The following is a 21,509-nucleotide window of genomic DNA, read 5'->3' on the forward strand; positions in this document are numbered from 1 at the left end:
AGTCAGTTTCCTTTAGTTAATTACAAAATCCAAGAATTCAATTTGCGATGTCGGATATCCGACAATTGAAGAGAAAAATAGATTTTTCCTTGATGAAAAACGACCTATAACTAACGCTTCAAGAGGAGAGCCCAGGCAATATGATCACAGTTTCAATAGCAAATCAAAAAGGTGGAGAAGGCAAAACTACTACTTCACTTAACCTTGCCATAGGCTTAGCCAGACGTAAAAAAAGAACCTTATTGGTTGATATGGATCCTCAGGCTAATTCCACAGGAATTTTTATTAATCCAGAGACTGCCTCTAAAAATATTTATCATGTTTTCCAAAAGAAAGCAAAGATGAAGGATGTTATCGTTCCCGTTTACAATGAGAGTCTGTTTCTCGCTCCATCGTCAATGAACCTTGCAGAGATGGAAGCTATGAGCAATAATTCTGTCGAAGCTCCCTATATTCTACGAGATTCCCTCCAGACAATAGAAGCGGATTTTGATTTTTGTATAATTGATTGTCCTCCAAGTTTGTCCATATTTACGATCAACTCTCTCGTTGCCTCTAGTTTTGTGATCATCCCTCTCCAAGCTGAAAAATTCTCCGTGGACGGAATTGTTGGACTCCAGCAAACCATTACAAGCATAAAGAAGCGGATAAATCCAAATCTTGAAATTATGGGAGCATTGATCACTCAGCTCAAGCCTCAGACACTTTTGACCAAAACAATAGTTCCGGTACTAAATAAGTATTTTAAAATATTCGAAAATAGTATTTCAGATGGAGTAGCTGTTGGAGAAAGTCACTTAGCCAAAAAGTCCGTTTTTGATTACAATAAATCAAGCAGACAAGCGCAAGAATATGAAGGATTCGTCGAGGAGGTTCTAAGTGAGCTCAAAGGGTAAAAGATTAGGTTCTCTTGCAGATGTTTTTAAATCGGAATCATTAGATGGTACTATTCGCAAAATTAGATTAGATAGAATTCGACCCTCAACTCTTCAGCCCCGACAAGACCGGAAAAAAGGTGTTGAGGAATTGGCACTTTCACTCAAAGCAGAAGGACTTCTGCAGCCTATTGTTGTTGCCCGAGATGTCAACGATGAGGATGGATTCAAAATCATTGCTGGTGAGAGAAGATATCACGCCGCCTCGAGTCTTGGCTGGAGTGAAATTGAGTGCAAAATTTTTGACAGAAATGAAAAAGAAATCTATAAATTGGCCATCATCGAAAACCTTCAGAGGGAAGATCTTTCTGCTTTTGAGGAAGCGGATGCTCTCAACCATTTAAAAAAGGAATACAAATATACGGATTCGGAACTTGCCGACATGTTCAGCAAAAGCCGAAGTTATATGACAGAGATCATTAGTATAGTCGGAATGTCTGCCAAGGCAATGAAGACTTGCAAAGAACTGGAAATCAAAAACAAAAATCTCTTGGTTCAAGCAGCTCAAGCGGAAAAAAAAGGCAATTTCGAAGAATTCCTCGAAAGATACAAATCGGGAGAACTCAGAACCGTAAAAGAAGCAAAGGAGTTCAATCGAAGCCCAGGAATCGAAGAAGTATCCAAAAGTTCTCCCCAACCTTCTCCCTTGTTTCCAAATCTAAAAAATTCGGATCAGAACAAAAATCCGGGGATTCGCTTCATCAAAAAACCAGACTCCGTGAACATAGAATGCTCAGATCCGGCCTTATTGATGGAAATTTACAAATTTGTAAAAAAAGAAATACCGAAAAAATTCAACCTCTAACTAAACATGTACTAACTTGACATGTACTTAGACATATTTTTTCCCAATTTTTGCCACGAATTGGGTTGACAGAAAGGAAGAAATAGAGATAATGTGACATAATCTAGTAAACACCAATGTAGTACTTCTTTGGTGTCTGGGAAAGCTATACCTATATACAAGTAGCACCCAGTTAGAAAAAAAACCCCTGGGAATCCAGGGGTCGGGTGATCCCGAAGGAATGTTGTTGGATGAGACATAATTTAACTTATGTCGTATTAAAGTCAACTCCCTTTGGGCATTTTTGATTAAAATTAGGATTTTTTTTGCAGAATCCTCAAAGGGGTGAGATATGAGCGAACACCAACCATACATTCGTATCATGACGGATGTTATAGACTCAGGGGTCTGGGCCCTGCTGTCTTCTTCTGCCCGGACACTTTATCCGGTGCTATTGAAATTCTCAGACTTCCATTTTAAGCCTGTTTGGCCGAATACAGAAACATTGATGGGTCTGACTGGATTCAAAACCAAGAAATCTATTGTGGAGGCAAAGCGAGATCTGGAAAAGCACGGACTTATTCATACGATCGCAGGATCCGGAAGGAAAAGCACAAAGTTTTATTTTCTTTTTGATTATGAGGGTTCTAAAATTACACCTCTGGGCGATACAGGAATACCCCACAGGGTGGCAAATCAGTATGCCTCTGGGGATTATGAGGGTAGTTCAAAGGGGGTTATGGATGGAACCCCGAACCATATTAAGATAACTATTAACAATAACCAACATAATAGAACCAAAGAATCAGGAAATGAATCTGACGATTCGGAGTTTTCAGAAGAAAAAAAACAATCCAAAGAGTTATCGAATTCTAAGATGAGTCTGGCTTCCCTTTTGGAAGATTTCGGTGCAGATGTTTTCTATTATGCTTATCGTGAAGCAGAAAAGCGAGGACTTCATAGCAACCTTCAATATCTTAAAGCTATCTGCAAGAATCGAGTGCAGTTCTTGCAAGATTCGCTTAAAAATGGGCAGTATTCAGCTAATCGGATCCCTTCCCCTGTTTCTTGGAAAGGATTTTTGGAATGGGCTGAATCTCACCTTTCCACCTCTTCAGCAAACGAATTTAAAAAATTGGATATTTGTGTAGATGGATCTGTACTCTGCGTGAACAGTTCTATCTCAATTGCACAAAAAAGCTTAATTGAGCGGTATTTTTCGGAAGAAGCAGAATCGAATCTCACTGTGGTTTTTGCTTCCCCTAAAGTGGAGAACAGAATTTTTTGAATTATATGAGTAATGAACCGATCCGAATCAGTCATCCTAGGCTAGTCCAGCCAGTTGGCATCCAAACTGAAGGAATTTTCGAAGAAAAAAATGGACAAGTAGTATCTTATCTTCAAGAGACCGACAAGTCTGGTCTCACTTCATTGATTATCCAATTGAGTCCTGATAACAATCATTTTAACCGAATTGAACTGCACCCACTAACAGGCGAACACGATGCCTTCCCGGATGCCTTTCGCATCGAGATGTCTCAAGATGGAAAATATTGGGAACCTATCATTCAGGAATCTGGATATAAGCGTGCACAGAAAACAGTCGCTGCTTGGAACTTTTCACTCACATCAGCTAAGTATGTAAAATTCATCGGCAAAATTACAAGAAGAACGGACTCAGGAAAATTTCGATTGGCTTTTGGTCAATTCTTGGTTATGATTTCGGGGATAACGAAAATTGATGCGAGTAGTGAAGCAGATCGCCTGAGAGTAAAAGAAAATCTCATCGATACAAGACCTGATTACGGTTGGGCATCATTGGAGAAATCAGAGCCTAGCGAAGAATTTTTGACATTTGATTTATCTGCCATCCACCGAATCGAAGAACTGCGGTTGCTATCCAAGAAAGACGAAGAAACAAATTTCCCGGAAAAATTTACAGTTTTCTACAGCGAAGATGATCTTTCATGGCATCAGCTTATGGAAGAGCCGACTTTTATGGCTGAGCCTGGAACTTGGTACAGATGGAGATTTCTTCCAGTAAATGCAAGATTTGTTAAAATAATTTGCAAACAAGAAAGATATGGTCAAAAAACAAAGTATCTAACAGAGATTATAGAAGTAGAATTTTTTGCTTCTGCTGATGCTGGAGATTCTGAAAAGTCCAGTAAAACTCAAGGACCACTTCCTTATGCTTCCGTTCTTAGGTCGGGAATGGTTAGGCTTGCTGTTGACGGAGAAACGAGAGAAGGCGTTGCCGTACAAGGTAGCGATAGGAGACTCAGAGAATCTACTACTGAGTACAAAGGTATCGTCGAACTTGCAACAGATGGTGAAGATAGACAAGGCGTTGTTGTTCAAGGAAATGATCGTAGACTTAAAGAAGCAACTGAGCTTGCGCATGGTTTAACTAGACTTGCTCGTTCGGGCGAATCTAAGTCTGGTGTAGTAATCCAAGGAAATGACGAGAGACTTCGCAAGGCTACGACTGAAAATCCCGGAATCGTTGAGCTTGCATCCGACGGAGAGACACGCCCTGAAGTTGTTGTTCAAGGAAATGACAGGCGTCTAAGACGAGCAACTTTTCAAGATCCGGGTTTGGTAATTTTGGCACAAGCAAACGAAACAATTCCTGGCAAAGTAGTGACGGGTGATGATCCACGACTGCGAGATGCTACAACTGAAGCAAAAGGGATTGTAAAACTTGCTTCAAATGGTGATGAATCACCTCTTTCTGCTGTTCAAGGTAATGATAAAAGGCTTCGTGTTGCAACAACCGAAAATCTAGGTATCGTACAACTTGCACGCTCAGGTGAGTCCAAATCGGGCGTCGTTGTTCAAGGTGATGATAAAAGGCTAAAAACGGCCACAGTGGATGATGCAGGAATTGTGACGATTGCTCTGGATGGATCTTCTACTCCAGGCAAGGTGGTTAGTTCTGATGACAAAAGGTTGAGTGATTCAAGGCTCCCCTTGCCCCACGAGCACAATTATGCGCCAAAAGATCACGACTATGCCTCACATACTGGATTGATTCGTTTGACCGGAAATGTTGCATCCCCATTCCAAGGTATATTTCCGCCACCTAATAATCATTCTGCGATTTTTGGTAAAAATGAAAATCCAGAAGGTGCTGGAATTTCGGCAGTTGGCGGAAGAGATGGAGTGATTGGATTTGGAGATCAATCTGGCGTCTTCGGAATGTCAGGTTCAACGTCTCAATCATCTAGTGGAATACTCGGAATTAGCAAAGCAGGTTATGGCGGAGTTTTTGCGTCACAGTCTGGTTATGCGATTCATGCTTCGGGTAACGGTATTCCTGAGCGTAATGTTCCTGGATCAAACAAAGCGGTTTTTGCTGAAGGTGACAGTGTTTTTAAAGGGAGCGTTGCAATTCATTTCCGTGAAAATACGGATTGTATCGCACGGATTTTTCAATTGGATACACGAGACGTAGTTGGTGTGGGAGATCTCTTGATAACAACTGACGAACCAGGAAAACTTGCAAAATCCAAAAATCCTTATGCGACCAATGTTATTGGAGTTTTGGTAAGTCATGCGAGTCTCGTTTTGGGCGCACCCAAGAAAAATAACAATGATGGATTGGTTGCAGTGTTTGGAGTCGTTATGTTGAATGTGGATCCTTCGATGGGAAATATCCAACCAGGTGACTTGCTTGTAAGTGGTCTTGTTGGCGGCTATGCAGTAAAAGCAGATCCAAACAAAATCAAGCCTGGATGTCTAGTTGCCAAAGCACTTGAACCTTCCAAAAAAGAGCGAGGATCGATCTTAGTTATGTTATCTCTGGGCTAGAGCAATATATTTATTTTCTAGTTCAGTTATTGCACGTTCACCTTCGCCTTTCAGTGATTTGGTGAACTGATTGACATATAGATCAATATGTGCTTGGACAACCGACAATTCCTTATTTTGAGAATTTTGCAAAATGTATTCTTGTGGAATAACCGGATTGTTCCAAGCGAGTTCTAGGCTTTTTTTTAAAGTTGCATCAACTTCCTTCTTTATATCATCGGAGATGGATTTCTTTATAGCAATGCAGCCGAGAGGAATCGGATAGCCCGTTTCATCTTCCCACCATTGACCAAGATCTGCGACGAGTTCTAAATTGAAGTTTTGATAGGTAAATCTTTCCTCATGAATGATTACACCTAAATCAGCTTCTCCATTCATTAACTTAGGGATCACTTCTTCATATCTTACAAAGGATATGGGTAGTTCTTTGGACAATTTGTTCGAATAGAGTTCGAGCAGCAAGTTTGCTGTTGTCATTGCGCCTGGTGAGAGAATTTTCTTTGCAGAATGGATTGATGTATTGCTTCCCTTTTTACGAATCAGCAGTGGCCCACAATTTCTTCCGAGAGCTGCACCCGAATCCAATAGTTCATAATTTTGCCTAAGCTGAAAGAAAGCAGCAAATGACAATTTCGTAATATCATATTTACTTGCGCGTGCTGATTGATTGAGAGCTTCCACATCCTTGAGTTCTTCTTGTATCGTGATCAGATTACTTAGATTGGAATGAACAAGATGATAAAATAAAAAAGTATCATTAGGACATGGAGAGTATGCAAGGGTAAGATTGCTTGGTTGATTCATGAAAAATTCTTTTCCTCCCATCCAGATTTTCTAAACTGACTTGGAATTCCAATTCCATAACACTAGGGGGAGATTGCTGTGGCTACAAAAATCCAAAAATACGGATGGTTTCCTGAATTTGTAATCAGTATTGTTTATTTGGTTTCCAAATTTGTTTTTTCGAAAGTGTATCACTATTTTCCCGATGGAAAAGTTAAAAAACTCGACCTACCCTACCCCACAGTCTATTTCGCAAATCATGTTGCTGAGTCCGATATCCCTGCTCTATCCAGCGTGCATATGTTGGTAAAAAGCCCTCGTGTAAAATATACAATTCCTACTCGTGAAGATATGATCCAAAAGAATTTTCTAGTGAAAGAATTTCGACCTAAGGGAATTGCAAAATTACTTCTGCATTTTATTGATAAAACGAATATTTTGCCTGCACTTTTTAAAATTGTTGGAGCTGTCCCCGTCAAACGGCCATTTCGCGACAATGCTCGCGCCCTTCTAAAAGAAGGATCTATGCGTGATCAGGTTGAGAAGGATTGGCAGGTGCTTGCGGATAATATAGAAAAAGGAAGAAATGTGGTAATTTTTCCAGAAGGTGCATTCAGCGATGATGGATACTTAAGACAAGTGAAGAATGGAATTGCTTATCTGTCCAAAAAACGCGATGATTTGAATTTTTTCTATTTCAACTTTACTTATGATTATCTATCTCGCAAGAAACCTTCAGTGCATATAAATTTTGGTGAAATTTTTCATGTTCCGCATTCTTTACAAAAAGAAGAGATTGCTGCCAATATTAAAGAGCGTTTGGGCAAATTATTTGTTGTAACTCCGGGCAATCTATTATCATTTTTTGTTCTAACGACAGAAGATTTCGTAGGTAAAACTCGAGATTGGATCAAAGATCGTGTCTATGAATATGCAACAGCAATTAAGAAGATAGAAGGCATAAGTATCGCAGAAGGTCTGCTAAATGGTAAAGATTCTCAGGCATTGGATAAGATTCTAGATTTGATGATTTCGAAGAAAATTATTTCCTTAGCTGGATCTGGCACTTTGAATAAAGGATCTCGTTATGATGATGAGAAATCTGGCGAGAAAGTAAGAAATTATAAAAAAGAAAGACCTTTTCTCTATCACAGAAATCAACTTAAGTTTCACGAAAAAACGATATCGGGTGCAATCAACCTTATCAAAGAGAATAGTGTATTACATACTTCATCGGTTGTGTAATTAATACGACCCTAACTATCAAAAATAGAAAAAGTATTCCGCAACTATAAAGAAATCCAAAATCTTTATAGTTCGGAAAGTAAGCCTTAGCAATGATCACGATTGGTACTGTCATCGTAAACATTCGAGCTAGATTATCAAAACTTCTCCAATAACCTTGTTCCCCTATGGTGATCACTCCGAGAGTCCCGGCAACTGGTAGTAATAATAAAGCCAAATAGACTCTTGATTTTGAAGTATATTGAAAGATATTCCAAGCGTTAGCGATCAATTGAAGATAGATGGCAAATAAAAAGAATTTGATAGATTCTCGTGCAATCTGCTTGACCGATATAGGATCAGTGAATTCTAAACTTTTGACAAAACCAAAAAGTGGATAGTCAATCATGTCCAAGAATCGCAGAGGTAATGTCCCAGCGAACGGAACTTCGAGAGACTGCGACCAAAGTAAAAAACATATGTAAGTGATAATTGGAATGAATAAATACAGAGTTTTTTTGAAGTTTTTTTCTATTATAAAGAATAACAAAAGAGGTGTGATGATAAAAAGTGCAGTTTCGCGAACGGTAAGAGCAAAGCAAAAAATTATCACACCAAATATAAAATAATAATCAATTTGTTTATTGTTCCTTGAATGAACTTTCCTTTCCATGATTTGCAATCTTTCAAACAATACTAAATAAGTTGCTATGATGGAAAGAGATACAAGCAAGGGATCGGAAACTAATAATAAAATTCCGAGCAATGAAAATGGTGAGAGAAAATAAAACAAACTAAGAAAGTTCAATCTGTCCGCTTTGAATTCCAGCTTTTTGATATTCGCTTTGTTGGAGTCTTCACTTGGTTTTATCCGTGAAGTGATTTTGTAGAGAATACAACTGGAAATAATATGCAGACTCGTGAGAATGAATAGGCTCGAATACGGATAGGATCTAGCACCGAAGAATGGAATTGTGATTCCTGCAATGATGGAGAGTCCAAGCCTATGAAAACGGAAATAAAATGAATCAAGGGTTGGAAAAGGGAGGCTTGATCCTTCATAAATATACCTAGCTATTAGAAAGAAGAATTGACCATCATATCCACCCTCTTTGAACAGAATGAACTCATCAGGAATATACAATGGATTCAACTGTGCAAATCCGCTCCAAATTCCGATCAAGGCTGAGAGATTCCAATCATATTGCGAAATCTTCCATAGTATTAAAAAAGATATTGTTATTAAGAAGACTACAGTTGACAATATGGGAAATCTCTTTTTCATAGAACCCAGTTTGTAAGATCTATAGGGAGTTGTCTTCTGAAAAAACTATTTGATACAATGCAGCATATGTACAAATCTCTTGAGGAGCTCGGCCCTAAGAAATCTTTTCAGATCATGAGAGGCTTAGGTTATGAGAAACTTTTTGCTCTAACCGAAAAAGCGGATCGGTCCAAGATGTTGTATCTATCCAAGAGATTGTCCGACGAAGTAATCATTGAGTTGGTTCAAAAATTACCGGAGCCTCTTTTGTTAGAGACAATGGAAACTTTACCAGAGGAAGACATTGCTTATTTTCTCGAAAATTTTTCTGTAGAAGATATAGTAAGAATCTCTAAAAAAATTCCGCCTGCCTGTGTTCGCTTGATGGTTATGGATCTTACTAGAGAGGCTTTGGTTGAATCACTCAATCAAGTTGGTATCGATAAAACGATTGCGTTATGGGAACTTCTTGGTACTGAAAAAGTAATTGAGCTTGCAAGCAAGTCTGGAATGGACAAGCTAACAAAAATTGCATCAACTCTAACATTGGATCAATCAAAGGAGTGGATTACAAAAAGAGGAATTGATGAGATTCCGATATTTCTTGAATTCTTTGGCGTAGAGAATATGCTATCGCTTTTTAAAACGATTGGCTTTGCTGCTTCACTCAGTCTCATTGAAGTCCTTGGAACAAAAAAGATGATGGAAGTTTCCAAAAAAATATCAGGTATGACTCTTGCGACTAAGATTCCTGAATTGCCTAAGTCAATGATTGCAGCATCGAACAAGAAAAAAGCGAAGAAGAAGACAAAGAAAACATCCACAAAAGCAAAGAAACCAGCAAAGAAGAAAACTAAGAAATCTATCTCGAAAAAAAAGACTTTAAAAAATAATAAAAATTGAATCTCTTATTATAAATATTCTTATTGTCGATGTATTAGGATTGGTATTACGAAAACGATAAAATTAGTTTTCGTATTCGCTAAGTTCTGGAGGAGTATAGTTGCCTTCAGATCCACCCAATTTGACTGCATCATTTAATTCATTCTCATAGGTTGCGAGTCTTTTTTGGATAGAATCTTTTTTCGATTCTAATAGATTTTTCGTTGTCTCAGAGAAGCCATTTCTCTGCTCAAATGTGGTTTTTACATAATCGAGTAATTCCAATTTTTCTGTGGATTCCAATCTCTTGTTTTGATAGAAATAGATCTTCTCATCAGGATTCAATTCATCACCGTACAATACTCGCTCATAGAGAGAGTTCATGGCTGCTTCACGTTTTTTCTGAGAAGCTTCTTGTTCTGGTGTGAGCTTTCTAGGAATATAACGGTTGTTAGGAAAGACTTTTGCAAGATTTTGGAATTTATCGATTGCAAGTTGTTTGCGTCTAGCTCTTTCTTCTGGCGTGATTGCTATTGGATTGGATGGATTACTGCTTGAGGATTGGGTATCTAATGTTGATGAACTAGAAAAATCCAAGAAACCATTCTCTGAATCAAATAGCGAAGAATCTTTTTTTTCTGATAGCAAAGCTTCTCGGCTATTGCTATAGTTTACATCCTTTGCTGATTCCAGAGATCCATCTGCATTTCTTTTTTTTTGATTGGATGGAAGGAAAAGAAAATAGGCAAGAATTAGAGAGATGATTGTTATTAAACTGTATAGAATGGTTTTCTGGTTCATTGCTTTAATTTAGGTAATTCTACTTGGAATGTAGAACCCTTCCCCTCTTCACTAAAGATCGTAATTTCACCACTCATTTTTTCAATTAAAGATCTTGTTATCGAAAGACCAAGTCCTGTTCCTCCGATTTTTCTGTTCGCATCACTTGGAACGCGAAAGAATCTTTCGAAGATAGAATTTTTGTATTTCTCTGGAATTCCAAGTCCTGTATCTTTTACTATGAAGAGTATTCTATCTTTATCTGTTTTCAAGTCTAGATGAATTTCCCCTTGTGATGTATATTTAATCGCATTTACAAATAGATTGGAAACAATTTGCGAGAATTCAAATCGAATTCCTTTAATAAAAATCCCACGTTCAAGTGTAGGAATAATTTCCAGTTTCTTTTCATTGAATAGATGAGAATTCATATGGATTACATCTTCGATTACTGTAGCTGGATCAAAAATTTCTATCGCTTCATTCTCGGGTTCAGGATTCACTTTCTCAATCTTGAGTAAGTTCTCGATGAGAAAGCTAAGTCTTTTTATATTTTTATCAATGATATTGAACATTTCTTCATTTTCCGGTTTGGATCGGATGTTAGGATCATCGCTAAGCAGTTCAAAATATCCACGAATATTGGTCATGGGTGATCTGAGTTCATGACTAATATTGGAAATAAATTCATGCTTAGCTCTCTCCGATTCGAGGCGTTCACGGTTATCACGAAGAATGATCTGGTATCGTTTTTTGGGACTAACTAACATCGAGTTGATGGAAATGTCCACACCTAATCTTGTTCCGTCCTTCAGAACAATTTCTCCATCTGGAATATGGAGCATTGAATCTGTGCGATCTTTTTTGAAATAGAGAGAAGACCGAATGTTCTGTCCGACAATGAGGTCATCAATTTTGATTCTTGAGAGATCTGTTCTTGAATATCCAGTCATCAATCTAAATTGTAGATTGGATTCGATGATCTCGCCTGAGTCCGCATCAACTATAAATAGAGCTTCTCTGGAAAACTCAAATAGATAGCGATACCTCTCTTCGGAATACTGCAAATTTACTGAGTTTCTGTCTAATTTGATTTCTAGAATCGAATTGATATTTTCTAATTCAATAATATGCTCATTTAGTTTAAAAATTTCTGAATTGAGATAGTCTAGCATATTATTCATATGAATACGAACTCGGTTGTCTATTCGAAGGCTATCATCCAAATTCAGTCTAGAATCTAAATTGCCTTCCAGGAAATCCAATGAAATGGAAATCGCATCGGTAATAAGATTACGAGTGTAATTCTGCTTACGATAGTTGATGAGACTTGGTGAATATTGCGTTGCTGCTCCAGGGGATTGAAATGTTGGAAGATTGGGAATAAATTCATTTGTTGCCTCGAGTGAATCCCATATTTCCGAGAAATCCATGATTGAATCAACTTCGCTAGGTGTGATCTCTCTCTTGATTCCTCGAAAGAAATGATCCTTCATAAGATGCCCAAGAGATGCAGTATTGCCTCTCCAATGAAAAAGTTTTTCGGAGTGAAGGTGGTTTCTCATCAAGAGCTGCTTGAATTCTCCAAGACGATAATGTGGATAATGAGTCGTCAAATTGAATTCTGTTGCGAGCATATCAATTCTTTCTGGGTTGCAGTTGTTGATAAATTCGATTCCGCTTTTTACCGCTCTCAGTAGTTGATCCACTTCTTTGGGAAATTTGCTAACAAAATGTCCGTTGAAGACAAGCATAGTAGCTGGAATATGTTGACCAGCAAGATCTGGTAGAGTGTACATTTCGTTCATCGCAAACGAATTGAATTTGTTCAAGAAAGGTATAAAAAATGAGTCACCAACCGTTCCAAGTGTATTGGCATTTCTTAGATACTTTTCGTACAGATAGTATGGAACTTCAACAAATCGAAGTTTGGGAATTTTGTCAGTAAAATACTGTTCTATAAATTTCTCCGTAAAAAACCTTTCGGGAGAGAGTGCATTTGGTACGGGAATAGTATAGGTTTTGTTCTTAGCGATTTCGTATGGCTTGAAATAGGCACGCGCATAGAAACTCATAGGCGAATGTGATAGATACATTCCTTTGAAAAGTCGCTTGATCTTGGATTTCTTGAGAAAGGAATCGTATATATAAGTTGTTGTTGGGATTTCCGCGCAATCAATTCGCCCAGCTTCAAGCAATGTTAGAATGCTTTTGTAGTCCACACAGGATCTGAGGTTTACCCCATTTCCTAAATTATCGAAAAAGCCTTTCTTTGCGGCTAGAGCAACCGGAAGAGAAGTAATCCGGTCGGTTATCATGATCTTTATCACTTCTACTAAAAGCTTATGGTTAGAAAAAAAACATAGAGTTTTTTTAGAAAATATACCGATGTGACATAATATGAAGATGACTGACATTCCCTCTATTTCTAAAATTTTCGATCGGATTCGAGAAATTGAGAATCTAGTATCACCGAAAAAACCCCAATCTGCGGTAGAAATTCAGCCAAATCTATCCAATCAAGAGAAAAGTTTTCAGGATTATATGCAAGATGGAGTCAAGAATTCAACGGAAATCAACGCTTTTGACTCGAATGCAGTTAGAGGTATAGAAAAAGAACCCTCCAGTCTATCCCCATTAGAGAATAAAATTCAAGTTGAGTCTGCCAAAAATGGACTGAATCCTGACTTGGTAAAAGCACTCATCCAGACAGAATCCAACTTCAATCCTCGTGCGGTGTCGCCTAAAGGAGCACAAGGTTTGATGCAGCTTATGCCAAGTACGGCGAAGATTCTTGGTGTTGAAGATCCAATGGATCCGATGGAAAACGTTGAAGGCGGAACCAAATATCTTGGAGATCTAATGAATCAGTTCCGTGATACTAAGCTAGCTCTTGCAGCATACAATGCAGGTCCAAACGCAGTTAAGAAATACAATGGGGTTCCACCTTTTCGTGAAACTCAAGACTATCTACAAAAGATTGAAAAGCTTATGAATCAAAAGACAAATATCAATATTGAGAATTTGAATAGCCTATAAATCTCTGCTGCCATCTTAGAAAATTTAAAAAAGGTCTTTTCTCTTGCATACTTGCAATTGTGTCTTCTAGTTTCTTTCTGTACAGATTTGTCTCAGGTTCTTTAGCAATTCGATCTTCTATAGTTTTGGAGATTAGAATGGATTTCTGGCCCAATGGATAGAGTTCTACTTTTCTATCCTTACGCTTGATCGTATAGCGCTTGTTAATCTCGTTGAGGTCAGCTTGCCATATATCATCAATATGCAAATAGCTAAAGTCTTCTCTAGTGCTTGCGCCAATGTATTTATGTGCGATCTTGGTCTGGAAGAATAGATAATTAGAAAGGACAGGATTGCTATACACTTGCCCAATCCCTTGGATTCGAGATTGCGATCTCACATAGTCTTCTTTTATATTTTCCAATTGGTCATCTAGCTTGCTATCATAGCTGCTATAATTGTAAAAAATCACTGCAAATATGGATATTATGAGAATGCCCGTAAAGGTTCGTGTGTTCAGTTCTTTCTCGGTTCCAAGCAATATATTCCCAATTGCGAGTATTAGAATACACGGACCAAGATGGAAAATTATGAGACTCCAATGTGCAATCAGATCATAGAAAGATGTTTGTGAAAAGAAATCGACTGCCGAAAAACTGATTAGCATAACTGCTAGGACTGAGAAGTAAGAGATCATGATGATGAACGGAATGTTCTTTCTTTTGTAAAACACTGTTGTTCTTGAACGCACTGCCTGCATGGATTTAGTGCCTTGATAGATTGTAAAAATACTAAACCCAAGTAAGAACATTCGAAAATCAGAAAAGAAAGCAACGATCACAAGTGCTGGAAACAATAAAAGATCGAGAAAAGTTTCCATTCGAAATGTATGAAAAATCAATAGAATAAAAACGAGTCCTAATAACTCATTGAAGTATGTTAGAGGAAATTCATGAGATAGAGGAAGAAAAGAAGCGAGATAGACCAAGAAGTAATGGTTCGCTTTCCATTGTGTTTTTCTAAATAGAAGTAGTAGAAGATGCAAGCTAATGCTAAAAAGTAAAGCTGCAAGTGATTGAAAAGCTGTAAGATAATTGAGTGAGAATAAAGACTTCCAAAAGTACAAAAGCATTATAGGAAGAGGTTCATCGATTCCAAAAAAACTTCCACTTTCAGTCACAGCCCGCAGATTTGCAAGATAAGAGTAGGTCTCTGGATTGGCAGGCACTGGTCTCTGAAACAAAAAGATCAGAAATATCACAAAAAGAATGAGAATGGAAAGGAAAAACTGAAGCGGATTGAGAGGTTTTTTATCTTGATTCATTTTTTTTCCAACAGTTTTTCTCAATCCTGTTTTAAAATTTAGCTGAAATTATTCCAGAAGATTTTACCTTTTACATAAGAAATGTAATAACTGGATAAATATGGATAAAAAAGACCACATTCTCTATGACGAAAAAGGTAACCCGACTAAGGACAAGCCTTGGATTTTTCGTACTTATGCTGGGCATACCAATGCTAAAGCTTCCAATGAACTGTACAGAAAGAACTTATCTAAAGGACAGACTGGTCTCTCTATTGCATTTGACCTGCCTACTCAATGCGGATATAGTTCGGATCATGATGTCTCCAAACCTGAAATAGGCAAAGTTGGGGTTCCGATCAATTCGTTAGAAGACTTCAGAATCCTCTTCGATCAGATTCCTATTGAGGAAATGAATACTTCAATGACGATCAACGGTACATCCATGTGGTTATTGTCTCTTTATATTGCTTTAGCTGAAGAACGTGGTGTTCCATTGGCAAAATTGCAAGGCACAACCCAGAATGATTTGATAAAAGAATACCTTGCAAGAGGAACTTATATTTTCCCTCCTGCGGAATCGATTCGTATAATCGTTGATATGTATGAATATTGTCTACATAACATTCCGAAATGGAATCCATCGAATATATGTTCATACCATTTGCAAGAAGCGGGTGCAACTCCAAGTCAGGAATTGGCTTTTGCTCTAGCAACGGCGATCGCAATCCTCGATTCTATCAAGGAAAGAAATTGTTTCACAGATGAAGAATTCGAACAATGCGTGGGTCGGATTTCATTTTTTGTCAATGCTGGAATTCGTTTTGTGGAAGAAATGTGCAAGATGCGCGCATTTGTTGAGATGTGGGAAGAAATCACAACAGAACGTTATAAAGTTAAGAATCCAAAGTACAGAGTGTTCAGATATGGCGTTCAGGTAAATTCACTTGGACTCACTGAAGAACAGCCAGAAAACAATGCTTGGAGAATACTCATTGAAACCTTAGGGGTTACATTGAGCCGGAATGCAAGATGCCGTGCTCTCCAGCTTCCTGCATGGAATGAAGCGCTCTCACTTCCGCGACCTTGGGATCAACAGTGGTCTCTTCGTCTTCAACAAGTTCTTTCCTATGAGACTGACCTTTTGGAATATCCTGACCTTTTTGACGGTTCAAAAGTTGTAGAAGGAAAAGTAGCCGCACTCAAAGCAGAAGCCTATTCCGAAATACATAAAATTTTGGATATGGGTGGTGCGATCAAAGCGATTGAAACAGGATACATGAAATCACAATTGGTCAAATCGCAAACGGACAGATTGTCCAAGATCAACTCGGGTGAGTTAATCATCGTTGGTAAGAATAAGTGGACAGATGGAACTAAGTCCCCTCTTCTCGAAGGAGAAGACGGCGGAGTTTTCAAAGTCGATCCTAAATCGGCAGAACAAACTCTATCGGTATTGAACCAAGTAAAATCGAAACGTGATGTTTCGCGAGTACAAGCTGCACTCACAAGATTGAAGTCAGAAGCTAAGTCTAACGTGAATTTGATGGAAGCATCGATCGAGTGCGCGAAAGCTGGAGTGACTACTGGTGAGTGGTCAGATACTTTGAGAGAAGTTTTTGGTGAATACCAACCACCTACTGGAGTTGAAGGACAGTCTCTCAAAATCGAAGATGAGAAAACAAACCGAGTTCGAGCAAAGGTAAATGCATTCCTAGAAAGAACGGGACATCGTCCCAAGATTGTTGTCGGAAAGCCTGGGTTAGATGGCCATTCAAATGGTGCTGAAATGATCGCTGTATCAGCAAAACATGCAGGCTTTGATGTGATTTACTCCGGAATTCGTTTGTCTCCAGAAGATATCGTTCAATCAGCTGTAGAAGAAAATGCGGACGTTATTGGAATTTCGATTCTTTCTGGTTCGCATAATGAGATTGCCGCACAGATCTTCAATGAACTAACACACTATAAGGCGGGAATTCCTGTCATTATGGGTGGTATTATTCCAGAGTCAGATTTTGCGAGTCTCAAGAAACAAGGAATTCGTGAGGTTTTTACTCCGAAAGACTATGATCTGATGACTATTATGGAGAAAATCATCGATTTGGTATCGTCTACACAGGCTGCTGCCTAAAAGATCGAATTGGACCATCAAGGAAATGATGGATTGCTTGATGAAACGGAGCTGACTGCCCTACTCCGTGACGCTTGCAATCTTGAGAAATATGCTATAGCACGTGTTATATCCCATCTAGAGCGTTCAGATGGGAGGATGCGTCGTCGTCAAATTTTCCAAAAACTGCATAAAATGGGAGTCCCTGAAAATAAAGGATTCACTGTAGGAATTACAGGTACTCCTGGGGCTGGCAAATCTTCCCTGATCGGCGAGATGATTCGACATTTTCTTGCTATCGAAAAAGACAAATCGATTGCAATTGTTGCGATTGATCCTTCCAGCCAGAGTTCGGGTGGATCAATTCTTGGTGATAGAACGCGCGTTATACTGCCAAGGCGAGAGAAAAGAGTGTATTTTCGTTCGCAAGCTTCTCAATTAGAGCTCGGTGGCGTCAATCCATATACTTATCATGTTATTCGATTCTTGCGCTATCTATTCGATTATGTGATCGTGGAAACTGTTGGAATTGGACAAAATGAGATAGAAGTGTCTCTACTATGTGATCTATCCTTTCTTGTTTTGCAGCCATTAGGTGGAGATCAAGTGCAATTTATGAAAAGTGGGATTATGGAGACTCCCGATGCCTTCATCATCAATAAATGTGATGAGGAGAGTCTTGCCAATTCCAGCTATCATTTGCTTCTAACTACTTTAGAGTTTCTAAAAGATGTTCTCCCTGGTCGCCAATTACCGCCGGTATTTAAGACATCGGTGGTCAAAAAAACTGGAATCGAAGAAGTATATTCGCATATTGCACAGCGACCATCACCCAAAGATCAAAAAGTAGAAGCTTGGAATCAACTAGAAAAGTGGATTCGAAACGAATACGGAAGATTTGGCGTGCGAATTGTCCGCTCTGATCGGGATTCCATTTTTGCTAATAGTAAAAACTACGAAGAGATGGAGAACCGCTTTTTGGAGTTACTCAAAGTTAAAGCAAGCGATGAGTTGGTTTAATGGCTACGCACTTACATTCCCCCAGCACAATTTCCTTCGGAAAGTTATGCTGGACAGGTCACGATAGATAGTTTACCGTTAAGTCCAGCACCACAACAACAAAAGAGCGTTAGCGGCTGAGTGGTGCTGGGGGATGTAAGTGCTCCGCACGGGCTGAAGAAATCCCAATTAATTGATGCAAATTTAATTTACATAAGAGCAAAGTGAAATTGGTAGACTACTTATCTTAATTAGGCACAATTTCCTTCGGGAAAAATACAGTTCACACAAAGACACCGCAGTACCTGCCCTAAGTGGCTGGATTAAATCGATGTATGGTATATTTTTATTTGCTTTAAATCACGTATGTCGTTTTCAAAAAGGCAAAGTATGATTAAGACAGGTTCAAATTTAATATCTTAATGTTCCAAACTTTCCGCGATAGATAAAATTCTATAATTTCCAATTGGTTTCTGCATCTCAAGAGCTGTATTTCTGCGAAATCCTTGATAATGGGTAACAAAATTCTTTTTACCAAAAGGAAACGGGATTCCATCCGGTAGACATACAAAAACCTCATTCATTTTAGCTGATTCGCATATATGATTGAGGTTTTGATCAGTTTAGAACTAATTAAGTCAGATTCTTATTCTTTTCTAAGTGTTACAGTTTCTGTTCCATCTGGATGCATATTCGATTTTTAGATCATTCTAATAAATTACTGATTTTGTATCGCTCTAGACAATATTCGCCAGAAGGATGCGAAATCTTTTGGATGGACTGCAATTGAGATTTCGTATCTTCTGCCCGTTTGGCTAGTTTCGCATGGAGATTTTCATCTTTGCATGAATAACTGATGAACACGAGTTCATCGAAGTCGCTCCAAGTCTTCCATTTGTGTTTGTTATCATTTCGTATCTTCTGAGTCTTGTAGCGATCCAATCGAATCTTTAAATCAATCTCAGATGCGATCAGACGCCCTGACTTGTCGTAATTGAATCCATCATGAAATCCATTGAATAGAATTAGATTCTTATTTTCTGGAAGTTGTGCGGCAATCCAGCGCGCTGGTTCAAAAATATTTGCATCTTCGCCACGAAGGCAGATATGTTTGTTTCCAAAAAATCGATTCGCCCAAAGTCCATTAATGCCAACAAGAGAAAGTAGAGAAACCAAGAAAACAATCGCAACCAAGGCCTGAATGATATAAGAATTCATCGAATTCAATTTTCGAATATTCAATAATTGAAATACCCAAACCCAAAGCAATAGCACTAAACTTGGAAGAAATTGAAGAATATGGCGTAGTTGCTTATTTCCTGTCGTAGTCTCGAGTATGAGCAGTTGCATAAAGAGAATCAAACTAACCGAGAGAAGCGGATTCGAAACGATTCCTAAAATCTTTGATTTCTTTAGGTTTTTTATAATATAAATTGATATAGATAAAAAGGCGAATACAAGTAATATTCGTATTGCCCAAGGCTCATCAAAGACTGCCATAGGCATCATCATATCCCCGGAATGAGAAGACACCAAACTCAAGAAAAAACTCTTAGTATAATGGTTCACAATCATCTGAGCATCGATAAGACTGGACACTCTGTCCGGATTGGTATAGATCCAGAATAAACATGGCAAAATTCCAAGTAGATAGATCCACTGTATGGATACACTTACCTTTTCTTGAATCTTCTTGCGATGTGACCATAGAAAATAATTAAAATCCAAGAATACAGGAAGAGAAAAATAGTATAAAAACAATTTGAAAGGCCTTTGATTTAGATTCAGTTCACCGAATAGTCTCAAGAAAGGAAGAGAAAGCACAGTAAGTACAACGATCAGGAAAAAAATTCTCCGAATGCCCTTGTAGTGATTCTCCATCGCATAACGAATGAAATTCCCAATTGATCCTGGTGATCTTAAAATTTCTACAAACAGGATCGCGATAAATAGCATAAGCCCATAAGGATATTTAGTAAAGAAGAATCCAACCAGAGAGAGTCCAAGTCCCCACCGAATTTTTGTAGAAGGAGATCGATCTGATCTTTGCGTATCTTCGTACAATTTGTACAAGAAGTATATACTCCAGATGAGAAAAAACATAGATTGAGTCTCAAGCATAGAGGACATACTGTACGCCGGCACTTCATAAGTTTGAAGGATGAACCCAACACTTGATAGAGTGATCACTCCTGAATACAGCCAAGACTTCAAAATTAGATAAGAAATTAATGCTATAGATACAAAAGAAGCAATAAGGAAAAGGAGTCCTACTAGCGAATCAAACTCTGTTATCAAAAGGTTTTCTGGTAAACCAAGCAATTTTGTTGGAATGTACAACAATCCCAATGTGATTATGGATCTTAACGGAGGCCATGTTGGTGATTCCAAAAAGGGATGGATCGCTCGGAAAATATTTCCATCTCGAAAATCCGAGTATTGATCTAAAACATTGTTAAGGCGAATATTTTCGTCCCAAGTTAGAACATCTGTATTCGGGCAAACTTCAAGAAAATAGTTCCAAGCATTTGTAGAAAAATGATAAATGCTTACAGCTGCAATCGTAAGTAATATAAATCCTAAAAGTTTATCAATAATCGAATGATTTCGTACCTGAGGATTCATTTCTTCTTCCTTGAAACGTTTTCATAGATGTCTTCAATGACATAGAGTGGTCGCTTCTTGCTTTCTTCATGAACTCGACTCAAATACTCTCCAATCAAGCCAATGGAAAGTAACTGTATCCCACCTAACAAAAGAATTATGATGACCATGGATGTCCACCCTTGAATCGTTTCCTGGGTAAACATTTTCAGGTAGATTGCATGGGCTGCGTATAGAAATCCAAGAAAGGCTGTCGCCATACCAAGATAAGACGCAAGTCGCAAAGGGATAGCAGAGAACGAGGTGATTCCATCTACGGCAAATTTTATCATTTTTCCTATAGAAAATTTGGTGCTTCCTTCGAATCTCTCTGCACGTTCGTATTCAATTCCAGTTTGTTGGAATCCAATCCAGCTAATCAAACCTCGAATATAGCGATGTGATTCACGCATGGAGCATAAAACATCGACTACACGACGAGACATGATGCGAAAATCACCTGTATCTAGAGGAATGTCGAAGCTGGTTATTTTTTTGAGAATTCTATAAAATATTTTTGCAGTAGCTAATTTGAATATGGATTCGCCTGGACGCTTTTTTCTTCTTGCATATACAACATCATATCCTTCTAACATCTTGCGATAGAGTTCGATTATAAATTCAGGTGGATCTTGAAGATCTCCATCCATAACTACAACAGCTTGACCTCGAGAGACATCGATCCCTGCAGTTGTCGCAAGTTGATGGCCATAATTTCGAGAAAGATTTACTAGCCTGTAACCCGCTGTAGTCTCGGAAATACTTCGCATAACGGAGAAGCTATTGTCTTTTGAGCCATCGTTAACTAATATGACCTCTACCTTATCTGGTGATATCTGCAAATCTTTGCGTATCTGAACTTTTACGGATTCCAACCGATCCACTAATTCTGGAATGATACCCTGCTCGTTGTAAATTGGAATTACAATAGATAGTTGAATGTTGCTATTTTTGCTCATTACGTCTCT

General features: G+C 38.3%; 17 protein-coding genes. 9 read left to right on the plus strand and 8 right to left on the minus strand.

Annotated features, from left to right (window positions below; translation table 11 throughout):
• The first annotated feature begins 140 nt into the window (after positions 1-140).
• The 4 genes from O4O04_RS00005 to O4O04_RS00020 all read left to right on the plus strand — a co-directional run bounded on the left by O4O04_RS00005 (position 141) and on the right by O4O04_RS00020 (position 5,532).
• The gene (locus O4O04_RS00005; RefSeq protein ID WP_272531495.1) at positions 141-896 is read left to right on the plus strand and encodes a ParA family protein; all 756 of its coding nucleotides are present in this window, start codon (positions 141-143) and stop codon (positions 894-896) included.
• Entirely contained in the window at positions 880-1,740 is an 861-nt protein-coding gene (locus tag O4O04_RS00010; RefSeq protein ID WP_272531496.1) for a ParB/RepB/Spo0J family partition protein, read from the plus strand. Before O4O04_RS00005 ends, O4O04_RS00010 begins: the two co-directional genes overlap by 17 nt.
• Positions 1,741-2,071: 331 nt before the next feature.
• Complete coding sequence (locus O4O04_RS00015; protein WP_272531498.1) at positions 2,072-3,007, plus strand: helix-turn-helix domain-containing protein; 936 nt, start codon at positions 2,072-2,074, stop codon at positions 3,005-3,007.
• Between the two features lie 5 nt (positions 3,008-3,012).
• A complete protein-coding gene (locus tag O4O04_RS00020) occupies positions 3,013-5,532 on the plus strand; it encodes a discoidin domain-containing protein (protein WP_272531691.1) in 2,520 nt (839 codons plus the stop codon).
• On the opposite strand, the gene O4O04_RS00025 is transcribed toward O4O04_RS00020, so the two are convergent.
• Complete coding sequence (locus tag O4O04_RS00025) at positions 5,518-6,336, minus strand: 1,4-dihydroxy-6-naphtoate synthase (protein ID WP_272531499.1); 819 nt, start codon at positions 6,334-6,336, stop codon at positions 5,518-5,520. The genes O4O04_RS00020 and O4O04_RS00025 overlap by 15 nt on opposite strands.
• A 78-nt stretch (positions 6,337-6,414) precedes the next feature.
• Here O4O04_RS00025 and O4O04_RS00030 point away from each other — a divergent pair, with 78 nt between their 5' ends.
• Positions 6,415-7,560 carry a 1-acyl-sn-glycerol-3-phosphate acyltransferase gene (locus tag O4O04_RS00030; RefSeq protein WP_272531501.1) on the plus strand — a complete coding sequence of 382 codons (1,146 nt, stop codon included), beginning with the start codon at positions 6,415-6,417 and terminating at the stop codon, positions 7,558-7,560.
• On the opposite strand, the gene O4O04_RS00035 is transcribed toward O4O04_RS00030, so the two are convergent.
• Positions 7,520-8,824, minus strand: a complete 1,305-nt coding sequence (locus O4O04_RS00035; protein ID WP_272531503.1) for a hypothetical protein — start codon at positions 8,822-8,824, stop codon at positions 7,520-7,522. The two genes, O4O04_RS00030 and O4O04_RS00035, sit on opposite strands and share 41 nt — an antisense overlap.
• A gap of 66 nt (positions 8,825-8,890) precedes the next feature.
• On the opposite strand from O4O04_RS00035, the gene O4O04_RS00040 reads away from it, so the two are divergent.
• The gene (locus tag O4O04_RS00040) at positions 8,891-9,706 is read left to right on the plus strand and encodes a hypothetical protein (protein WP_272531504.1); all 816 of its coding nucleotides are present in this window, start codon (positions 8,891-8,893) and stop codon (positions 9,704-9,706) included.
• A gap of 63 nt (positions 9,707-9,769) precedes the next feature.
• On the opposite strand, the gene O4O04_RS00045 is transcribed toward O4O04_RS00040, so the two are convergent.
• Positions 9,770-10,486, minus strand: a complete 717-nt coding sequence (locus tag O4O04_RS00045; RefSeq protein WP_272531506.1) for a hypothetical protein — start codon at positions 10,484-10,486, stop codon at positions 9,770-9,772.
• A complete protein-coding gene (locus O4O04_RS00050; RefSeq protein WP_272531508.1) occupies positions 10,483-12,783 on the minus strand; it encodes a sensor histidine kinase in 2,301 nt (766 codons plus the stop codon). The genes O4O04_RS00045 and O4O04_RS00050 overlap by 4 nt, the downstream gene beginning before the upstream one ends.
• 82 nt (positions 12,784-12,865) lie before the next feature.
• On the opposite strand from O4O04_RS00050, the gene O4O04_RS00055 reads away from it, so the two are divergent.
• Complete coding sequence (locus tag O4O04_RS00055; RefSeq protein ID WP_272531509.1) at positions 12,866-13,504, plus strand: lytic transglycosylase domain-containing protein; 639 nt, start codon at positions 12,866-12,868, stop codon at positions 13,502-13,504.
• Here the strand turns inward: O4O04_RS00055 and O4O04_RS00060 are convergent.
• Positions 13,476-14,807: a hypothetical protein gene (locus tag O4O04_RS00060; RefSeq protein WP_272531510.1), complete on the minus strand. Its 1,332-nt coding sequence runs from the start codon at positions 14,805-14,807 to the stop codon at positions 13,476-13,478. The genes O4O04_RS00055 and O4O04_RS00060 overlap by 29 nt on opposite strands.
• A gap of 100 nt (positions 14,808-14,907) precedes the next feature.
• Here O4O04_RS00060 and O4O04_RS00065 point away from each other — a divergent pair, with 100 nt between their 5' ends.
• Both O4O04_RS00065 and O4O04_RS00070 read left to right on the plus strand, forming a co-directional pair.
• Positions 14,908-16,920, plus strand: a complete 2,013-nt coding sequence (locus tag O4O04_RS00065) for a protein meaA (RefSeq protein ID WP_272531511.1) — start codon at positions 14,908-14,910, stop codon at positions 16,918-16,920.
• A gap of 33 nt (positions 16,921-16,953) precedes the next feature.
• The gene (locus tag O4O04_RS00070) at positions 16,954-17,919 is read left to right on the plus strand and encodes a P-loop NTPase family protein (protein WP_272531692.1); all 966 of its coding nucleotides are present in this window, start codon (positions 16,954-16,956) and stop codon (positions 17,917-17,919) included.
• Between the two features lie 398 nt (positions 17,920-18,317).
• Here the strand turns inward: O4O04_RS00070 and O4O04_RS00075 are convergent, their stop codons facing one another.
• From O4O04_RS00075 to O4O04_RS00085, 3 genes are all read right to left on the minus strand, one after another.
• The gene (locus O4O04_RS00075) at positions 18,318-18,482 is read right to left on the minus strand and encodes a hypothetical protein (protein WP_272531512.1); all 165 of its coding nucleotides are present in this window, start codon (positions 18,480-18,482) and stop codon (positions 18,318-18,320) included.
• A gap of 121 nt (positions 18,483-18,603) precedes the next feature.
• On the minus strand, positions 18,604-20,523 hold the full coding sequence (locus O4O04_RS00080) for a hypothetical protein (RefSeq protein WP_272531514.1): 1,920 nt from the start codon (positions 20,521-20,523) through the stop codon (positions 18,604-18,606).
• Positions 20,520-21,500, minus strand: a complete 981-nt coding sequence (locus O4O04_RS00085) for a glycosyltransferase family 2 protein (RefSeq protein ID WP_272531515.1) — start codon at positions 21,498-21,500, stop codon at positions 20,520-20,522. The genes O4O04_RS00080 and O4O04_RS00085 overlap by 4 nt, the downstream gene beginning before the upstream one ends.
• Between the last annotated feature and the right edge of the window lie 9 nt (positions 21,501-21,509).

Origin of the sequence: Leptospira sp. GIMC2001 (assembly GCF_028462125.1) — a bacterium.
Lineage (GTDB): Bacteria > Spirochaetota > Leptospiria > Leptospirales > Leptospiraceae.